Annotated in this window: 18 protein-coding genes; 4 read left to right on the top strand and 14 right to left on the bottom strand. The window is 57.2% G+C overall.

Annotation, left to right across the window (positions count from 1 at the left end; translation table 11 throughout):
* Positions 1-39: 39 nt before the first annotated feature.
* Complete coding sequence (locus B9Z52_RS00535) at positions 40-1263, bottom strand: MFS transporter (RefSeq protein WP_108411923.1); 1224 nt, start codon at positions 1261-1263, stop codon at positions 40-42.
* Positions 1264-1396: 133 nt separating this feature from the next.
* Positions 1397-4003 carry an ATP-dependent chaperone ClpB gene (gene clpB / locus B9Z52_RS00530; RefSeq protein WP_108411922.1) on the bottom strand — a complete coding sequence of 869 codons (2607 nt, stop codon included), beginning with the start codon at positions 4001-4003 and terminating at the stop codon, positions 1397-1399.
* A gap of 87 nt (positions 4004-4090) precedes the next feature.
* Between clpB and B9Z52_RS00525 the strand changes: the two genes are divergently transcribed.
* A complete protein-coding gene (locus B9Z52_RS00525; protein ID WP_108411921.1) occupies positions 4091-4648 on the top strand; it encodes a hypothetical protein in 558 nt (185 codons plus the stop codon).
* Positions 4649-4661: 13 nt separating this feature from the next.
* On the opposite strand, the gene B9Z52_RS00520 is transcribed toward B9Z52_RS00525, so the two are convergent.
* Genes B9Z52_RS00520 through B9Z52_RS00495 form a run of 6 tightly spaced genes read right to left on the bottom strand, consistent with a single transcriptional unit; the run spans position 4662 to position 10731 of the window.
* Positions 4662-5150: a molybdenum cofactor biosynthesis protein MoaE gene (locus tag B9Z52_RS00520; RefSeq protein WP_108411920.1), complete on the bottom strand. Its 489-nt coding sequence runs from the start codon at positions 5148-5150 to the stop codon at positions 4662-4664.
* A 4-nt stretch (positions 5151-5154) separates the two neighbouring features.
* Positions 5155-5406, bottom strand: coding sequence for a molybdopterin converting factor subunit 1 (moaD, locus tag B9Z52_RS00515; RefSeq protein ID WP_108411919.1), 252 nt, complete (start codon positions 5404-5406; stop codon positions 5155-5157).
* Complete coding sequence (glp, locus tag B9Z52_RS00510; RefSeq protein ID WP_108411918.1) at positions 5403-6659, bottom strand: gephyrin-like molybdotransferase Glp; 1257 nt, start codon at positions 6657-6659, stop codon at positions 5403-5405. The genes moaD and glp overlap by 4 nt, the downstream gene beginning before the upstream one ends.
* An 8-nt stretch (positions 6660-6667) precedes the next feature.
* Positions 6668-8113 (bottom strand): threonine synthase, encoded by a 1446-nt coding sequence (thrC, locus tag B9Z52_RS00505; protein ID WP_108411917.1) that lies wholly within the window; start codon positions 8111-8113, stop codon positions 6668-6670.
* Positions 8113-9435 (bottom strand): homoserine dehydrogenase, encoded by a 1323-nt coding sequence (locus B9Z52_RS00500; protein ID WP_108411916.1) that lies wholly within the window; start codon positions 9433-9435, stop codon positions 8113-8115. Before B9Z52_RS00500 ends, thrC begins: the two co-directional genes overlap by 1 nt.
* A gap of 54 nt (positions 9436-9489) precedes the next feature.
* On the bottom strand, positions 9490-10731 hold the full coding sequence (locus B9Z52_RS00495; protein WP_108411915.1) for a pyridoxal phosphate-dependent aminotransferase: 1242 nt from the start codon (positions 10729-10731) through the stop codon (positions 9490-9492).
* Positions 10732-10841: 110 nt separating this feature from the next.
* Here B9Z52_RS00495 and B9Z52_RS00490 point away from each other — a divergent pair, with 110 nt between their 5' ends.
* The 3 genes from B9Z52_RS00490 to B9Z52_RS00480 all read left to right on the top strand — a co-directional run bounded on the left by B9Z52_RS00490 (position 10842) and on the right by B9Z52_RS00480 (position 13685).
* Entirely contained in the window at positions 10842-11219 is a 378-nt protein-coding gene (locus tag B9Z52_RS00490; RefSeq protein ID WP_108411914.1) for an Mth938-like domain-containing protein, read from the top strand.
* Between the two features lie 160 nt (positions 11220-11379).
* Positions 11380-11856, top strand: coding sequence for a peroxiredoxin (locus B9Z52_RS00485; RefSeq protein ID WP_108412317.1), 477 nt, complete (start codon positions 11380-11382; stop codon positions 11854-11856).
* Between the two features lie 161 nt (positions 11857-12017).
* Entirely contained in the window at positions 12018-13685 is a 1668-nt protein-coding gene (locus tag B9Z52_RS00480) for a PhoH family protein (protein ID WP_108411913.1), read from the top strand.
* An 18-nt stretch (positions 13686-13703) separates the two neighbouring features.
* On the opposite strand, the gene dnaB is transcribed toward B9Z52_RS00480, so the two are convergent.
* The 6 genes from dnaB to B9Z52_RS00450 form a co-directional block, all read right to left on the bottom strand.
* Complete coding sequence (dnaB, locus tag B9Z52_RS00475; protein ID WP_108411912.1) at positions 13704-15128, bottom strand: replicative DNA helicase; 1425 nt, start codon at positions 15126-15128, stop codon at positions 13704-13706.
* Between the two features lie 187 nt (positions 15129-15315).
* The gene (rplI, locus tag B9Z52_RS00470) at positions 15316-15768 is read right to left on the bottom strand and encodes a 50S ribosomal protein L9 (protein WP_108322561.1); all 453 of its coding nucleotides are present in this window, start codon (positions 15766-15768) and stop codon (positions 15316-15318) included.
* A gap of 11 nt (positions 15769-15779) precedes the next feature.
* On the bottom strand, positions 15780-16061 hold the full coding sequence (rpsR, locus tag B9Z52_RS00465) for a 30S ribosomal protein S18 (protein ID WP_019427495.1): 282 nt from the start codon (positions 16059-16061) through the stop codon (positions 15780-15782).
* A 14-nt stretch (positions 16062-16075) separates the two neighbouring features.
* The gene (priB, locus tag B9Z52_RS00460) at positions 16076-16363 is read right to left on the bottom strand and encodes a primosomal replication protein N (RefSeq protein ID WP_108411911.1); all 288 of its coding nucleotides are present in this window, start codon (positions 16361-16363) and stop codon (positions 16076-16078) included.
* A gap of 17 nt (positions 16364-16380) precedes the next feature.
* On the bottom strand, positions 16381-16746 hold the full coding sequence (gene rpsF, locus B9Z52_RS00455; protein ID WP_108322559.1) for a 30S ribosomal protein S6: 366 nt from the start codon (positions 16744-16746) through the stop codon (positions 16381-16383).
* A 94-nt stretch (positions 16747-16840) separates the two neighbouring features.
* A complete protein-coding gene (locus B9Z52_RS00450) occupies positions 16841-18964 on the bottom strand; it encodes a VC_2705 family sodium/solute symporter (protein ID WP_108411910.1) in 2124 nt (707 codons plus the stop codon).
* Between the last annotated feature and the right edge of the window lie 12 nt (positions 18965-18976).

Below are 18976 nucleotides of genomic sequence, written 5' to 3'. Positions count from 1 at the left end.
AAGCCCATTGCGGCCATCTGTCGCCCAAGCGTTAAGTGCTCAAGCGGGCACTGCAGTTCGCTTGCCTACACCCAAAGCGGCCACGACGCTGAACAAGAGCACCAAAGCCGCACCCAGCAAGGTCGCTTGGTAAAGCCCGCGGTCCATGAGCGCACCGAAAAATACGGGCGACAAGGCAAAACCCACATCGAGACCAGAATAAACCAAGCCATAGACCCGCCCCGTGGCGCCTTTAGGCGTCGCCTTCTTGATCATCAAATCGCGGCTCGGCCCACCCACGCCAATGGCAAAACCTGTAGCGGCCAAAACCCACAGCGTACCCATCTGACCAAACAAGCCACTGGCACACAAGGCCATCAAAACTGCTGCACCCGCCATGCATGCGGCCACCACGCGATCGCTCCAGCGCGGCCAGCGCGCCGCCACAAAACCACCGATCAGCATGCCGACAGCGCCGCACAGCATGTACGCGGTCAGTGTCATGGAGGCCAGCTCCAAGCTCACCCCATGCAAGGCCTTGAGGATGGGCACGGAGAAATTCTGCACCACCGCCAGCGTCACAGTGGACAGCAAAAAGAAGGCGAAACACCACCACACCACGGGCAAGCGCATGAAAGCCAAGTCATTCGCCACACCTGCATCACCTTGTGCACGCGCAGAGGGCTCGGTCTTGAGTACAGAACGATTCAGCACCAGAACCAACAAGACCAGGCCATACAGGCCTGCAGCTGCCACAAACGCCTGCCGCCAGCCCCAAAGCGCACCCGTGACCGTGAAAAACACCGGGGCCACAGCCCAGCCCAGATTACCGCTCAAGCCATGAACGCTGAAGGCATAGCCCAGGCGCGGAGACGACACGCGTTGGTTCAAGATCGTGAAGTCCACCGGATGAAACGGTGCGTTGCCCAAGCCAGCCAGCATCGCCACCGCCATGAGCGCCGCATAGCCCTCGGCCACCGAAGCCAAAAGACAAGCCAAGGTGAACAAGACCAGGGAGCTGAACAAGACCGGACGGGCGCCCAAGCGGTCCACCACAAAGCCTGCCGAAGCCTGTCCCACACCCGAGACCACAAAAAACAAAGTGGTGAGCAATCCCAGCTCTGAATAAGACCAACCAAAGTCCCGAATGAAGATGGGGAACATCAAGGGCAGCAAGAGGTGCGAAAAGTGCGAGCTGGCATGGGCCAAACCGACCAGCCCCATCACTTTGGCGTCACTTTGCAAGGAAACTGTGGGCTCAGAACCCGATGAGGCCAGTTGCATAAACGTCTGTTCTTTCGTGCTTGCAACGGGCGGCTTCAAGAATGTGAAGGCTTGGCGCGCTGCAAATGCTGCAGTTTAGCCATGAAAAAAGGGGCATGGTGTCGCCACCATGCCCCTATGGGAAGCGCTGCTTTCAAACGGCCGCTTCGATCACCTTGAAATCGAAATGCCCCGGGTTTTGCACGGGGTCCACCGAGACCTCGATGGTGCTCTTGGGCGGGAAGCGCCCTTCGAGCAACAAGCGAGACAAAGGGTTTTCCAGCCTTTGCTGAATAGCGCGCTTGAGCGGACGCGCACCAAACACCGGATCAAAACCCACCTTGGCCAGCTCAGACAAAGCCGCAGTGCTGACATTCAGACTCAAGTCCATGCGTGTCAGGCGATCGCGCAAGGCTTGCAATTGGATGCTGGCAATCGACGCAATGTGCTGTGCATCCAGCCCATGAAAGACCACGGTCTCATCAATGCGGTTGAGGAACTCAGGACGAAAATGCGTCTTCAGTTCGTCCCAGACAGCGTCCTTGATCTCTTCGGCAGGCTGCCCTACCATGGCCTGGATCAGGTGTGAGCCCAAATTGGAGGTCATGACGATCACCGTGTTTTTGAAGTCCACGGTACGGCCTTGGCCATCGGTCAGTCGGCCGTCGTCCAGCACTTGCAGCAAGATGTTGAACACATCCGGATGGGCTTTTTCCACTTCGTCCAACAGCAACACGCTGTAGGGCTTGCGGCGCACCGCCTCGGTCAGGTACCCGCCCTCTTCGTAGCCCACATAGCCCGGTGGCGCACCGATCAAACGGGCCACCGAGTGTTTCTCCATGAACTCGCTCATGTCCAGACGGATCAGGTGGTCCTCGCTGTCGAACAAGAAGCCGGCCAAGGCTTTGCACAGCTCTGTCTTTCCCACACCGGTGGGGCCCAAAAACAAGAAAGAACCTGTGGGGCGGTTCGGGTCAGACAGACCAGAGCGCGAACGGCGAATGGCGTTGGCGACAGCCAAAATGGCTTCGTCTTGCCCCACCACACGCTGGTGCAATTTGTCTTCCATCTGCAGCAGTTTTTCACGCTCCCCCTGCATCATCTTGGACACGGGAATGCCAGTGGCGCGCGAGACCACCTCGGCAATCTCTTCAGCGCCCACCTGGGTGCGCAGCAAGCGGTGCACCGGTTTTTCGCCAGGTGCCGCTTCTTTGGCCTGCACGTCTTTGAGTGTTTTTTCCAAGGCAGGCAATTGCCCATATTGCAGCTCGGCCACCTTGTTGAAATCACCCTTGCGGGTCAGCTCTTCGATTTGCTGGCGCAACTGGTCAATCTGCTCGCGCACTTGCTGGCCGCCTTGGGCCTGGGCTTTTTCGGCTTGCCAGATTTCCTCCAAATCGGCCGCTTCCTTCTTGAGCTTGATGATCTCTTCCTCGATCAAGGTCAAGCGTTTTTGAGACGCTTCGTCCTTTTCCTTGCGCACGGCTTCACGCTCAATTTGCAGCTGGATCAATCGGCGATCGAGCTTGTCCATCACCTCGGGTTTGGAGTCGATTTCAATCTTGATCTTGGCGGCGGCCTCGTCGATCAAATCAATCGCCTTGTCGGGCAAGAAGCGGTCCGTGATGTAACGGTGGCTCAGCTCAGCTGCTGCCACAATGGCCGGATCGGTGATGTCCACACCGTGGTGGATTTCGTATTTTTCTTGCAAGCCGCGCAAGATCGCGATCGTGGCTTCCACAGAAGGTTCGCTGACCAAAATCTTCTGAAAACGACGCTCCAATGCCGCGTCTTTTTCGATGTACTTGCGGTATTCATTGAGCGTGGTTGCCCCCACACAATGCAACTCACCTCGGGCCAACGCGGGCTTGAGCATGTTGCCAGCGTCCATCGCGCCCTCGCCTTTGCCCGCGCCGACCATCGTGTGCAGTTCGTCAATGAACACGATGGTTTGGCCCTCATCTTTGGCCAATTCGCTGAGCACGGTTTTCAGGCGCTCTTCAAATTCACCACGGAACTTGGCCCCCGCCAGCAAAGCGGCCATGTCCAGCGACAAGACACGCTTGCCCTTGAGAGAGTCAGGCACTTCACCGGCGACGATGCGCTGGGCCAGGCCTTCGACAATGGCGGTCTTGCCGACACCAGGCTCGCCGATGAGCACCGGGTTGTTTTTGGTGCGACGCTGCAAGACCTGGATGGCTCTGCGAATTTCGTCATCACGGCCAATCACCGGATCGAGCTTGCCAATGCGGGCGCGCTCGGTCAGGTCAATGCAGTATTTCTTGAGGGCTTCGCGTTGGCCTTCGGCATCGGCGCTGCCCACAGTCTGACCACCACGCACGGCATCGATGGCAGACTCCAGGCTCTTGCGTGAGAGCCCGTTTTCTTTGCACAAGCGCCCTGCTTCGGACTTGCTGTCTGCCAAGGCCAGCAAAAACAATTCGCTGGCAATGAATGCGTCGCCTCGCTTGATGGATTCCTTTTCGGCCGCTTGCAGCAGTTTGGCCAAGTCAGGCCCCACCTGCACCTGGTCTTGGCCCGTCACTTGGGGCAAACGTGTCACGGCCGCCTCAAAGGCTTGCAGCAAACCCTGGACCTGAACGCCTGCACGTTGCAAGAGGGCTTTGGGCCCTTCGTCTTGCTTGAGCATGGTCACCAGCACATGCGCCGGCTCGATGTAAGCATGGTCGCGGCCCAGCGCCAAAGACTGGGCATCGGCCAAGGCTTCCTGAAATTTGGTGGTCAATTTATCGATGCGCATGTATGTTTCTCCAATGATTCCAAGCTTGGGCCGTTCTTGGCATTTTCAAGCGTTATGGCCTGCATGGAATTTGCCTAAAATCAAATCATGAACATTCACCAGCTTTCCGTCAGTTATGAAGAACGCCAAGACCGCATCTTGTTGCGTTTGAACACACTCGACAAGCAAGAGTTCCGCTTTTGGCTGACACGCCGCATGTGCCTGCGTCTGATGCCTGCGATTGACCAGTCGGTGGTTCGTCTGGAGGCCAGTCAGCCGGGAGTGGCCGCGCCTGATCCTTCATCGCAAAAAATACTCACCGAAATCAAACGGGATGCGTTTTTGCAGAAAGCCGATTTCGCCACCCCGTTCGAGGCCAAAGCTGAACAACGACCTCTGGGCGAAGAGCCACTCTTGATCACCGACGCGCAGCTGAGCTTGCAAGCCGGCGGCGGCCTGTTGATCACTTTCCAGGAAAAATCGGTAGAGGGTGCCGTCAAGTCTTGCCAGCTGAACCTGCAAGCGAGCCTGGTGCACGGCTTGGTGCATTTGATCCAGCAAGCCTTGGTCAAGGCCGAATGGGGCTTCACCACGACCCCCAACGCGCCTGTATCTGCCGAGCCAGCAGCGCTGGTGACAGAAACGCCACCGCGCTACACGCACTGAGCGCGCCAAGCCCTCAAGCGTTGGTGGACTGAATGCCCCAGCGGGCCAAGGCGGCATCGTCGGACACCCGGGCATCCACCCAATGCGCCCCTTCAGGGGTTTGTTCTTTCTTCCAGAAAGGCGCCTGGGTCTTGAGGTAGTCCATCAAAAACTCACAAGCTTTGAAGCTCTCACCCCGATGGGCGGACGTCACCGCCACCAGCACGATCTGGTCCGCAGGCAGCAAGCGTCCCACCCGGTGCACCACACGCGCGCCATAAAAATCAAAGCGTGTGTGCGCTTCATCGATCATGGCTTCGATGGATTTTTCGGTCATGCCCGGGTAGTGCTCCAGTTCCATGGCCTGCACTTCGTCTTGTGCTTGCCCGGTCAAGGCCTGGGTATCGCGCACCGTGCCGACAAAGCTGCACACCGCCCCCACGCGCAAATCTTGGGCACGGAGCGCATCCATCTCGGCGCTGACATCAAAGTCAGCGGTTTGAATCAGCACACGTGTGGACATGGCTTCAGCCCCCAGTCACAGGCGGGAAAAAGCCCACCTCGCAATGCTCGCTCAAGCGTGTATCGCCCGAGGCCATGACCTGGTTGACCGCAACCCGTACAGCACGACCCGAGGACAAGGCTTGCGCATAGGCGTCTCCCTTGGCCATCAACTCGGCGCGCAAGGCCGCAACATCTGTACTGGTGGTCTCCAGTGTTTCGCCGGGCATGCCCAGAGTCTCGCGCAAAGAGGCGAAATAACGGATTTGAATCTTCATGACAACCATCCTGCAAAAGGCCAGAAGTTGACGACATCACCACGGGCGATCGTCTTACCCGATGGGTTGTCGATCACGCCATCCCCCCAAACCACCGAGGTCAGTACCCCCGAGCTCTGGTTGGCAAACAGATCCAGCCCCCCTTGGTCGTTGCGGCGAGCGCGCAAAAACTCCCGGCGCTTGTCGGCCTTGGGCAAGTCAAAGTGCGCGGGCAATTGCAGGCAAGGCGGTGTGAGGTTTTCAACGCCTTGCAATTTCAGGATCAAGGGCCTGACCAAGAGCAGGAAAGTCATGTAACTGGAAACCGGATTGCCCGGCAAGCCCACGAAATGGGCTGTGCCGGTTTGCGTTTCCCGGCGCACATGGCCATAGGCAAAGGGCTTACCGGGCTTCATGGCAATTTGCCACAAAGCCAAAGCACCCAATGCTTGCACAGCGGGTTTGACATGGTCTTCCTCGCCCACCGACACGCCACCACTGGTCAAAATCAGGTCATGGTGGTCGGCTGCCGTTTTGAGTGCAGCCAATGTGGCGTCGCGGCGGTCGGGCACGATGCCCAGATCACTGACTTCGCAGCCCAGTCGGTGCAGCAAAGCCCGCAGGAAAAAACGATTGGAGTTGTAGATGGCGCCTGCGGGCATGTCTTGCGGCGCCACATCACCGGGCATCACCAGTTCATCGCCTGTCGAGAACAAGGCCACGCGTGGACGCTGCACCACAAGCAATTGAGCCAATCCGAGGCTGGCAGCCAAACCCAGTTCAGCAGGCCCCAACTTCTGACCACGGCGCAAAGCGGTTTGCCCCTGCCGGATGTCTTCGCCACTGCACCGAATCCACTCACCGACTTGCGGCTGGTGTGTGAAACGCACACGGGGAATTTCACCGTCGGCCACCAACTCGGCTTGCTCTTGCATCACGATGGCATCGGCTCCCAATGGCACAGGTGCACCAGTGAAAATGCGTGCCACTTGACCTGGCTGCAAAGCTTGCCCCTGATGGCCTGCGGGAATGCGTTGGGTCACCGACAGCTCAGCGTCGGGCAGCAAGTCCGCACAGCGAACGGCGTACCCGTCCATGGACGAATTGTCGAATGCCGGCACCTGCAATGAGGACACCACATCCTCGGCCAGCACACGGCCATCCGCGTCGAAGGTGGCAAGTTGCTCAGCGCCCGTTAAGGGCGTGATCTGCTGAAGCAAAGTGGACAGTGCCTCATCCAGAGGCATTAAAGGCTTTCGTGGGGCGCTGGGCATGGGCGTTCTCAATCGCAGTGCGCTGCGATATAGGCCTTGATTTGCGCCACATCCGCTTTCATGACCATGACACGTTTGGGCAATAGCTCAATGCCTTCAAACTGAGCAGGACGGTCTGGCTCGCGGCCCAAGGCTTCCACCAAGGTGGCTGCGAATTTGATGGGCAATGCCGTCTCCAGCACGATCATCGGCACCGCCGGATTCAGATGCTCTTTGGCCACTTTGATGCCATCGGCGGTGTGGGTATCGACCATCACGCCGTACTGTGCGAACACCTGCTGGATGGTTTTGAGGCGATCGGCATGGGTGCTTTTGCCGCTCTCGAAGCCGTAAAAGCTGGCGGCTTTGGCAAAACGGGGATCGGTCGACAAGTCAAAAAAGCCTTCACGGCTGAGACCTTCACCGAAAATCGCCTGGGTTTTGGGCGCGTCGCGTTCGAGCAAATCAAAGACAAAGCGCTCGAAGTTGCTGGCTTTGGAGATGTCCATCGAAGGGCTCGATGTTTCATGCGTGTCGGCTGTGCCGCGCACACGGTAAACACTGGTGCGGAAAAACTCGTCCAGCACATCGTTTTCGTTGGTGGCGACGACCAGGCGGTCGATCGGCAGCCCCATCATGCGGGCCACATGGCCGGCACAGACATTGCCGAAATTGCCGCTGGGCACCGTGAAGCTGACCTTCTGGTCATTGCTGGTGGTGGCCTGGAAATAGCCCGCAAAGTAGTAAACGACCTGGGCCAGCAAGCGCGCCCAGTTGATCGAGTTGACTGTGCCGATTTTGTATTGGCGCTTGAACGCCAAGTCATTGGACACCGCCTTGACCAGGTCCTGGCAATCGTCGAACACGCCTTCGATGGCGATGTTGTGGATGTTTTCGTCGAGCAAGCTGAACATCTGGGCCTGCTGGAACGGGCTCATGCGGCCATGCGGGCTGGTCATGAAAACCCGGACACCCTTTTTGCCGCGCATGGCGTACTCGGCCGCACTGCCGGTGTCGCCCGAGGTGGCGCCAAAAATATTGAGCTCGTCACCGCGGCGGGCCAACTCGTACTCAAACAAATTGCCCAGCAATTGCATGGCCATGTCCTTGAAGGCCAGTGTCGGACCATTGGACAAAGCTTCGAGGTACACATCCGGCTTGCTGCTGCCAGCGCTTTGCAAAGGCTTAAGCGGCACGATCTGAGCACTGCCAAACACTTTTTCCGTGTAGGTTTTCTGGCACAAGGCCTTCAGGTCATCGGCTGGAATGTCGTCGATGTACAGCGACAAGATCTCAAACGCCAGCGCGGCATAGCCCTGGCTTTGCCAGACTTGGCGCAAACGCGTCAAAGCATCGACATCCACATGGGGGTATGACTCGGGCAGGTACAAACCGCCATCGGGCGCCAGACCTTCGAGCAGGATTTCGCAAAAGCGTTTGCGGTCAGCATGGCCGCGGGTGGACAAATAACGCATCAGTTCAACTCTTCTTTGCGAATGCGGACAATCGGGGCCATCACGGTGGGCAAGGCCTGCATTTGGGCCAGCACATCGTTCAGTGTTCCTTCGCGGGTGTCGTGCGTGAGGATGATCACGTCGGTCTGGTTTTCACCCGCCTGGCTCACCTGATCGGCTTCGCGCTGCAACACGGCATCGATGCTGATGCCCGCATCGGCCAGCAAACCGGTCAGCTTGGCCAGCACACCGGCTTGATCGGCCACGCGCAAACGCAAGTAATAGCTGGTGACGACTTCGGCCATGGGCAGGACCTTCAGATCGCTCATGGCGCCCGGCTGGAAGGCCAGATGCGGCACACGGTTGAGCGGATCGGCGGTGTGCAAACGGGTGATGTCCACCAAATCGGCGATCACGGCGCTGGCCGTTGGCTCGGAGCCTGCGCCCTTGCCGTAGTACAAGGTCGTGCCCACGGCGTCGCCTTGCACCATCACGGCGTTCATCGCGCCTTCGACGTTGGCGATCAAACGCTGTGTCGGCACCAGGCTGGGGTGCACGCGCAGCTCCACGCCTTGCGCCGTGCGCTTGGTGATGCCCAAGAGCTTGATGCGGTAGCCCAACTGCTCGGCGTATTTGATGTCGGCAGCACCCAGCTTGGTGATGCCTTCGACATAGGCCTTGTCGAACTGAACTGGAATGCCAAAAGCAATCGCGCTCATCAAAGTCACTTTGTGGGCCGCGTCCACGCCTTCGATGTCGAAAGTCGGATCGGCTTCAGCATAACCCAGACGCTGCGCTTCCTTGAGCACCACGCCAAAGTCCAGGCCCTTGTCGCGCATTTCGGACAAGATGAAGTTGGTGGTGCCGTTGATGATGCCGGCCACCCATTGGATGCTGTTGGCGGTCAAGCCTTCGCGCAGCGCCTTGATGATCGGGATGCCCCCGGCCACAGCGGCTTCAAACGCCACCATCACGCCCTTGGCTTGCGCAGCCGCAAAAATTTCGGTGCCATGCACGGCCAGCAAGGCCTTGTTGGCCGTGACCACATGCTTGCCTGCGGCAATCGCTTCCAGCACCAAGGCCTTGGCGATGCCGTAGCCGCCAATCAGCTCGATCACGATGTCGATGTCCGGGTTAGCGATCACCTCACGGGCATCGGCCACCACCTTCACGCCAGCACCCACCACCTCTTGGGCGCGGGCCACATTCAGGTCGGCCACCATGGCGATTTCAATGCCACGGCCAGCACGGCGCTGGATTTCTTCCTGGTTGCGCTGGAGCACATTGAAAGTGCCACTGCCCACGGTACCAATGCCCAACAGGCCCACTTTGATCGGTTTCATCGACTTCTCTTCTACAGTTGGACCCGGAGATTCCGGGTCATGATTCTAAAAATATCAGGCCACCAGGTGTTCGGTGCCAAAACGCTTGCGCGCACCTTCCAGGAAACGGGCCACCCGGCCAATCGCTTCGCGCAGATCGTCCACATGCGGCAAAAACACGATCCGGAAATGGTCAGGGTCAGGCCAGTTGAAACCCGTGCCTTGCACCAACATCACCTTGGTTTCCTCCAGCAAATGCAAGAAGAAATCTTGGTCGTCCTGGATCGGGTAAATCTTCGGGTCGAGTTTGGGAAACATGTAAAGCGCCGCTTGTGGCTTGACGCAGCTGACGCCGGGAATGGCGGTGATCAGTTCATAGGCCAGGTCGCGCTGCTTGCGCAGACGACCGCCCTCGCCCACCAGCTCGTTGATGCTCTGATGCCCACCCAGCGCCGTCTGAATGGCCCACTGGCCGGGCACATTGGCACACAAACGCATGTTCGAGAGCATGTTCAGGCCCTCGATGTAATCCTTGGCCACTTTCTTATCGCCCGAGATCACCATCCAGCCTGCACGGTAGCCGCAGGAGCGGTAGCTCTTGGACAAGGAATTGAACGTCAAGGTCAGCACGTCTTGCGACAAGCTGCCCAAAGGGGTGTGCTTGACGCCGTCATACAAAACTTTGTCGTAGACCTCATCGGCAAAAATCACCAAGCCGTGTTCGCGCGCAATGGCCACGATGCCCTGCAACAGCGCGTCTGAGTACAAGGCTCCCGTTGGGTTGTTCGGGTTGATCACCACGATGCCCTTGGTGCGCGGTGTGACTTTGGCTCGGATGTCGTTCAGGTCAGGCATCCAGCCGTTGGCTTCGTCACAGCGGTAGTGCACTGGCGTGCCGCCCGACAAACTGGCAGCAGCGGTCCACAGTGGGTAATCGGGGGACGGCAGCAACAATTCATCGCCATCGTCGAGCAAGCCATTGGTGGCCATGACGATCAATTCGCTGGCCCCGTTGCCCAGGTAAATGTCGTCCAGCGTCACGCCCAAAATGCCTTGCTTTTGGGTCTCGTGCATCACCGCCTTGCGGGCTGCAAAAATGCCTTTGCTGTCCGAGTAGCCCGCCGAATTGGGCAGGTTGCGGATCATGTCTTGTTGAATTTCTTCGGGCGCGTCAAAACCAAAAACCGCCAGGTTCCCGATGTTCAATTTGATGATCTTGTGCCCGTCTTCTTCCATCTGGCGAGCGCGGTCCATGATGGGGCCGCGGATGTCATAACAGACGTTGGCGAGCTTGGCGGATTTCTGAATAGGCTTCAAAGTGCCTCCAAAGTCAGTTGCATTGAGGGAAAACCTATAATTTGACCACAATTTCAGGCCTGTTTCGGCCTGCAGCCTACAAGCCATAAGACGCGCATTGGATCCACCCCATGAAACTTCAGCCCGACAAATCCAACGCCCCCACCATCAATGCCTATGGACCTGATTGGGTTGAAGTCAATGGACTCAAGCACACGCAGTCCGTGGTGGTCAGCAGTCTGGAGGGTTTGCCCTCCTGGACTTGGCAGGCCAACAACTTTGGTCAGCTCACCGTTGAATCTTTTGAGGCTCTGGCCCAAGACGGCATTGAGCTGGTTATTTTGGGCTGCGGCAAACGGCTGCAGTTTCCAGCAGCGTCCTTGATGGCTCCCTTGATTTCGAAAGGTATCGGCCTGGAATCCATGGACACCTCCGCCGCATGTCGCACTTACAACATATTGGCCAGCGAGGGTCGCAGAGTGCTGGCTGCGCTTTTGATCGAACCTTAAAGCATGCATATCCACCTTATGACCTGCTCATGGATACTGGGCATCTGACCCTGGCGCTTTCAGAGTAAAATAGCAGGTTGTCAAGGCTCATGGCCTTTAGCGAAGCTGACGCCAACCGATGGTGGCAAACGCTCAACCAGTCAAGCGAGATCAAAGTTTTATGGCGATCGTTCTGAACAAGCCCCTCCCCGAATTTGAATCGAACGCCACCGGCGGTCTGAAAGTTTCGAACGTTTCCCATCTCGGCCAAACTGTCGTGTTGTACTTCTACCCCAAGGACAACACCCCTGGCTGCACCACCGAAGCCATGCAGTTTCGTGACAAGTACAAGGACTTCGTCAAAGCAGGCGCAGCGGTCTTTGGCGTTTCACGCGACAACATGAAATCGCACGACGAATTCAAGACGAAGCTGGAACTGCCCTTCGAGCTGATCGCCGACACCGAAGAAAAAATGTGCCACATGTTTGGTGTGGTCAAAAACAAGATCATGTACGGCAAGAAGGTCAAAGGTATCGAGCGCAGCACCTTCCTGATCGGCGAAGATGGCACACTCAAGCAAGAGTGGCGTGGCCTGAAGGTTCCCGGTCATGTGGAAGAAGTCCTCAAGGCCGTCAAAGACCTGAAAAAGGCCAAATGATTTTTTAAAATCATTTCTCGAAAGTTGTCACAGGGCTCGTGCATAATGAATTCATGCCGGTGAACATCAGCCCCACACACCACGTAAAAGCCGCCTTGGCCTCCAGGCGGCTTTTTCTTTTTTAACGGCATCTGTTTCACTTTTTCAAGAGGCTTACGTCCATGCCACTGCCACCCGCTCCCACCCAACGCGCCAGCCGTCTGACCCACAAGGCTTTCGACACCCAGCCCGATGACAATGACGGCGCAGTAACAGAGGCAACGAGCAAGCCCGTGCCATCGCAAGAGTCCCGTAACGCCAAACGCACAGCGAAGTCCAGCAAAACCGCCGCCGTTCGCAACACTGCACCATTGGCCGCCGCACCTCAAGCTGCAGCCCCTGAGTCCCGTGACAACGCGCGCGAAAAAACCAAACCAACGCGCAGCAAACGCCATACAGGTCCAACGAAGCTGTTTGTTCTGGACACCAATGTACTGATGCACGACCCGATGAGTCTGTTCCGGTTTGAAGAACATGACGTCTTCTTGCCCATGATTGTTCTGGAGGAGTTGGACGGTCACAAAAAAGGCATGACCGAGGTGGCGCGCAATGCGCGCCAAGCCAGCCGATCGCTGGACGCCCTTGCGTCAGCCCAAGGCGCAGACTTGGGCAAAGGGTCACCCTTGAACACAACGGGTTACACCGATGCTTTGGGGCAGCTTTTTTTCCAAACGCAAGCGCTGGACCTGAGCTTGCCGCTGGCCTTGCCACAAGGCAAAGCCGACAACCAGATTCTGGGGGTGGTCAAAGCCTTGGGTGAACTGCACAAGCCTCGTGAAGTGGTGTTGGTTTCCAAGGACATCAACATGAGGGTCAAGGCCCGCGCCTTGGGCCTGCAAGCCGAGGACTACCAGAACGACAAGACACTGGAAGACGGCGACCTGCTCTACCCAGGCTCTTTGGCCCTGCCCACCGACTTTTGGACCAAGCACGGCAAAACCGTGGAAAGCTGGCAGCAAGGCACACACACCTATTACCGGATCACCGGCCCGGTGGTGCCCAGCCTGTATATGAACCAGTTTGTCTACTTTGAAGCACCGGGTGAGCCCAGTTTGTATGCCCGCGTGACTGAGATCCGAGGCAAGACGGCGGTGCTGCGCACGCTCAAAGATTTCACTTCGCAAAAGAACGCTGTCTGGGGCGTGACCACTCGCAATCGCGAGCAGAACTTCGCCATGAACCTGCTGACCGATCCGGATGTGGACTTTGTGACGCTTGCAGGCACCGCTGGCACCGGCAAAACCTTGATGGCTTTGGCCGCTGGCTTGACGCAGGTACTGGACGATCGCCGCTACACCGAAATCATCATGACCCGCGCTACCGTGAGCGTGGGTGAAGACATCGGCTTCCTGCCTGGCACCGAAGAAGAAAAAATGGGCCCCTGGATGGGCGCATTGGACGACAACCTGGAATTCCTGGCCAAAGGCGATGGCGGCAATGCGGGCGAATGGGGGCGCGCTGCCACCAACGAGCTCATCAAGAGCCGGATCAAGATCAAAAGCATGAACTTCATGCGGGGTCGCACCTTCATGAACAAGTACGTGATCATCGATGAGGCGCAAAACCTGACGCCCAAACAGATGAAGACCTTGATCACGCGTGCTGGCCCGGGCACCAAGATCATCTGCATGGGCAACCTGGCCCAGATCGATACGCCTTATCTGACCGAAGGCTCCTCAGGCCTGACCTACGCTGTGGACCGCTTCAAGGGCTGGGCCCACGGTGGTCACATCACGCTGGCCCGCGGTGAGCGCTCTCGCTTGGCCGACTTTGCCAGCGAAACTCTCTGAGTTGCTCAGCAACGACGATCAGTAATCGTCGCTGCCCAGGCCACCTGAGGCCAGGCTTTCAAAGCGCGTCAGGTTCTTCAAGAATGCCAAACGAACGGTCCCAGTGGGACCGTTTCGTTGTTTGCCGATGATGATCTCTGCCACACCCGGATCTTTGGAATCTTTGTTGTAATAATCGTCGCGGTAGATGAACATGATGATGTCGGCATCCTGCTCGATCGCACCCGACTCTCGCAAGTCACTCATCATGGGCCGCTTGTCGGTGCGCTGTTCCACGCTTCGGTTGAGCTGGGACAAGGCAATGACCGGGCACTGCAACTCTTTGGCCAGCATCTTCAAGCCCCGAGAAATCTCACCCAGCTCGGTAGCGCGGTTGTCGCCGCCAGAGCCGCCAGAACCACTCATCAGCTGCAAGTAGTCGACCACGATCAAGCCCAATTTGCCACATTGGCGCGCCAGCCGGCGGGCGTTGGCACGCAATTCGGACGGTGTCAGACCAGGGGTTTCATCGATGTGCAAGGACACCGTGCGCAGCTTCTCAATGGCTTCCGTCAACCGAGGCCATTCTTCGTCGGTCAGCTTGCCGGTTCGCAAATGCCCTTGGTCCACGCGCCCAATGGAGCCAACCACACGAACGGCCAGCTGCGATGCGCCCATCTCCATCGAGAACACGGCCACAGGCAGGCCTTCGTTGAGCGCCACGTGCTCCGCAATGTTGATCGCAAATGCGGTTTTACCCATCGAAGGACGCGCCGCCAAAACCACCATATCGCCTGGCTGGAGGCCTGAGGTCATGCGGTCCAGATCGTAAAAACCGGTCGGCACGCCGGTGATGTCGTTCGGGTTGTCGGCCATCTCCTGAACGCGGTCGAGCAACTCCACGACCAAGGTGTCCATGGACTGGAAGCCCTGTTTCATGCGGGAGCCCTCTTCCCCGATGTTGAAGATTTTTTGCTCAGCTTCGTCCAGAATGCGGTCAATCGCCTTGCCCTGCGGGTTGAAGGCATTGGTGGAAATCTCGTCACTGGCCGTCACCAGCTTGCGCAAGATGGAGCGTTCGCGAACGATCTCGGCGTAACGCCGAATGTTGCTGGCACTGGGGACGTATTGCGCCAAAGAGTTCAGGTAGGTCAAGCCCCCCATTTCTTCGGATTTGCCCTGGTTTTGCAGATGCTCACTGACCGTGATCACATCGGCGGGCTTGGAGGCATTGATCAAGGCACCGATGGCGCTGTAAATCAGTTTGTGTTCGTGACGGTAAAAGTCGTTATCGACCAGCAGATCACCCACGCGATCCCATGCGCCGTTGTCCAGCAAGAGTCCACCCAGCACACTGGATTCGGCCTCAATCGAGTGCGGCGGCACGCGCAATTTGGCCACTTGGCTGTCGGCTGACAGATCGGCAGGGAACTCGTTGAGGTGGTTTGAAAATACAGCAGACATCAGGACACAACTTAAAAGATCATGGTACTCGGCCCCAGCCAGCCCGTCACGGGATAAGTCTGTGGATAAGCATGGGGAATCCGGTGATCAATGCGGGACAACCTGCACATGAATACCAAAGCGCGCAATGCAATAAAAAAAGCCGCCAAGCTTTCGCTGGCGGCTCTTGCCGGGATGAACCGGACGATCAGGCTGTTTCGCCGTAAACCGTCACGGTGACATCCACCACCACGTCGGTGTGCAAAGCCACGGACACGGTGGAATCGCTCACGACCTTGATGGGGCCATGGGGCATGCGGATCTGAGACTTGACCAAGGCATAACCTTGCTTGTTCAATTCTTCAGCGATGTCGTGGTTGGTCACAGAACCAAACAAACGGCCATCCACACCGGCTTTTTGAGTCAACTTGACCACCAGACCAGCGAGCTTTTCGCCTTGGGCTTGGGCTTCGGCCAACTTGGCAGCAGCAGCTTTTTCCAACTCGGCGCGACGAGCTTCGAACTCGGCCTTGTTGGCTTCGGTGGCGCGGCGAGCGCGGCCTTGAGGGATCAGGAAGTTACGTGCGTAACCGTCCTTGACCTTGACGATCTCACCCAGATTACCCAGGTTCACAACCTTTTCGAGCAGAATGATTTGCATGGCTGGACTCCTTAGACTTTGTGCTGGTCGGTGTAGGGCAACATGGCCAAGAAGCGTGCACGCTTGATGGCTGTGTTGAGCTGACGCTGGAAAATGGCACGTGTGCCAGTCAGGCGTGCAGGAATGATCTTGCCGTTTTCGGCGATGAAGTCACGCAATGTGTCCACATCTTTGTAGTCGATTTCTTCGACGCCAGTCACGGTGAAGCGGCAAAAACGCTTGCGTTTGAACAGCAGCGACTGGGTGTTGCGCTTTGGGCGCTTGTCTTTGTTGAATTTTTTGAACGTGGCCATGGGGCCTCCTGAAATTAATCTTGCTGAAACTCTTGAATGTGCAACACGACACTTTTGCCTTGTCGAGGGGTAGCCAAAAAGCCTTTGAACGTCCAAACACTGCCCACTGCTTGCTTGACCAGTCTTTCGGCAATGGACCCAATGGCCAAAGCGCGAATTTTCAACTGGACTTTTCGGTTTTGCCCAGCCTCTTGAACTTCAGAGGCGTGCTCGAGGATTACATCCAAAGCAGGTAAACCAGCGGGTGTGTATCGCAAAGCGGCTTGCTCGGCAATACAGGCAGTCAGTTGGGTACGGTTCACTCCTCAACAGGCACGTGTCAAGCGGCGAATTCGGCTTGTTGTGACTTGCGGGCTTCTTCGCGCTCAACAGTCTTCATCATGGACGAAGGAGCGGTGTCGGCCTTTTTCTTTTGCACAGTCAGGTGACGCAAAACAGCATCGTTGAACTTGAAGGCATGCTCCAGTTCAGCCATCACAGCTTGGTCGGCTTCGATGTTCACGCACAGATAGTGGGCTTTGCCCAGCTTGTTGATCTGGTATGCCAACTGACGGCGGCCCCAGTCTTCAACGCGGTGGATATTGCCACCGCCGGCAGTGATCATGCCTTTGTAACGCTCCAGCATGGCTGGAACTTGTTCGGACTGATCGGGATGGATCAGCAAAATGATTTCGTAATGACGCATTGAGACTCCTTGCGGTTAACCCAAAAGGTTGGAAAAGCTGCCCCCAGCGTCTGTCGGGGTGCAGCAAGGCGAAGCCTCAAATTATAGCGTGAATTCACAGTCCCGGATAGCGCTCAAGGGGATGATCTGCCTCATGCGTCTGCGATGCTGTAGAGTCCACCGAAGGAGGCAAGAGCCAGGTGGCAAAGATCATGGCCAAAAATCCAACGGGAACGCCAAACACCCCTGCAGACAAGGGCTGAATCCCGAACCACAAGCCCCCCAAAGGTTCCAGCATGAGCGCATGACGCAGGCCCGGCGCGTTCGATATGAGGTAATAAACCGTCACCGACAGCCCAGATAGCATGCCTACCACGACGGCTTTGCGGTGCACCCGTTGCCAGGCCATGCCGAGCACCATACCCGGAAAAAAAGCCGCCGCAGCCAAAGAAAACGAGGCCGAGACCAAGGCGAGAATCTGGGCGGGCTTAAAAGCTGCTACCACCGCCGCGAGCATGGCCACCGCCAGCAAGGCGAATTTGGACAAGATCACACGGCCCTCCGCCGATTTGGGTTTGCGCGCCCTGCCCGGCCCAATGTCGTGCACCAAAGCATTGCTGATGGTCAGCAGCAAACCATCTGCGGTTGACAAAGCAGCAGCCAACCCACCGGCGGCCACCAAGCCCGAGACAACAAAGGGCATCCCACCGAGCTCGGGGGTCGCCAGCATGATCATGTCAGCACCGAGTTTGAGTTCTCCCAATTGCAAAACCCGATCTCCATTGACATCCGAGATTTCCAGCAAACCGGAGTCCACCCGGGCCCATTGCGCCATCCAGCTGGGCAAATCCTCAAAACTGCTGCCTACCAGATTGTTCAGAACCTCGAACTTCACCAGTACCGCCAACGCCGGCACACTGAGGTACAACAAGCCTATGAAAAACAAAGACCACGCGACAGATGAACGGGTTTCAGCCACCGATGGGAGTGTATAAAAGCGGGTCAACAAATGTGGCAAACCCGCGGTCCCGACCATCAAGCAAAAAATCAGCGCCATGAAATTCAGTCTCGAATCATTGAATTGCCTGATCTGCTCGGGGTTGCCATCCGGGTCTCCCTGAAAAGCCTGAGCGTGCGGGGGCATCCCCCCCAGCGGCAATGAGCGCTCTTGGTTGTCCAGCATGGCCTTGGACCACAACTCTCTGGCCGCAGCGGGATCTTTGGGGACCGCCAACAATTCACGGCGCGCTTTGGCAATCGACGCAAAGTCAGCCCCTTGCGATTTCAATTCACGAATTTCGTCTTCCAGTGACTGGCGAAGGTCCACCATGGCACGGTCTACATCGACCAGTCGCGATTCAAACACACCGGCGCGGCGCGCATATTCTTGGCGAACTTCGATTTCGGCCGGATCATCGATCAGCCTCTTCTCGATGGCTTCGATGCGTGAAAGCTGGGCCCCATAGGCCAGTGCTGCCATGGGCGATCCTAATTGTTGGTAGGCCAGCCAAGATACAGGAATCAAAAAAGCAAGCAGCAAAACGATGTATTGCGCAACCTGCGTCCAAGTAATTGCACGCATGCCACCTAAAAAAGAGCAGAGCAACACCCCCCCCAAACCGAGCAATATGCCAATCTCAAATTGCACCCCCGTCAAGCGTGAAGCGATCAGGCCAATGCCATAAATCTGTGCCACCACATAGGTAAAGGAACACAAAACCGACGCCAGCGCTGCGATCACACGAGGCCAGCGACCGCCAAATCGGCGATCAAAGTAATCGGGCAAGGTGTACAGATTCATGGACCGCAAATGAGGTGCAATCAGACAAGCGACCAGACAAAAGCCCCCAGTCCAGCCCATCACATACGCCAGCCCCCCTGGCTGCTGACCACTCCCGGAAAAGCCTTGTAAATAAAGCGCCCCCGACAAGCTGATGAAAGAAGCCGCGCTGACCCAGTCGGCCGCAGTGGCCATGCCGTTGTACATGGCTGGGATGCGCCGCCCAGCAACGTAATATTCGTCCTGATCAGAGGTGCGCCCGGATATGCCGATCAAGGCATAGATCATCACCGTGCTGAACAGGAAAATGGGGCCAATCAAATTGCGTGACAAGCCCCACTGCTCGGCCCAGGCCATCGTCGCTATCAAACCGATCAAGATCACAAGGTAACAAAGCACATTGCGATGAATTCGCCATCGGTAAGCTGAGGTGATACCCGCTTGCGTCAACTCGTTCATCGCATGCACCAC

The sequence above is a fragment of the Limnohabitans sp. Jir72 genome, from assembly GCF_003063575.1.
Taxonomy (GTDB): domain Bacteria; phylum Pseudomonadota; class Gammaproteobacteria; order Burkholderiales; family Burkholderiaceae_C; genus Limnohabitans_A.
This window is presented reverse-complemented; position numbering and strand designations above follow the sequence as displayed.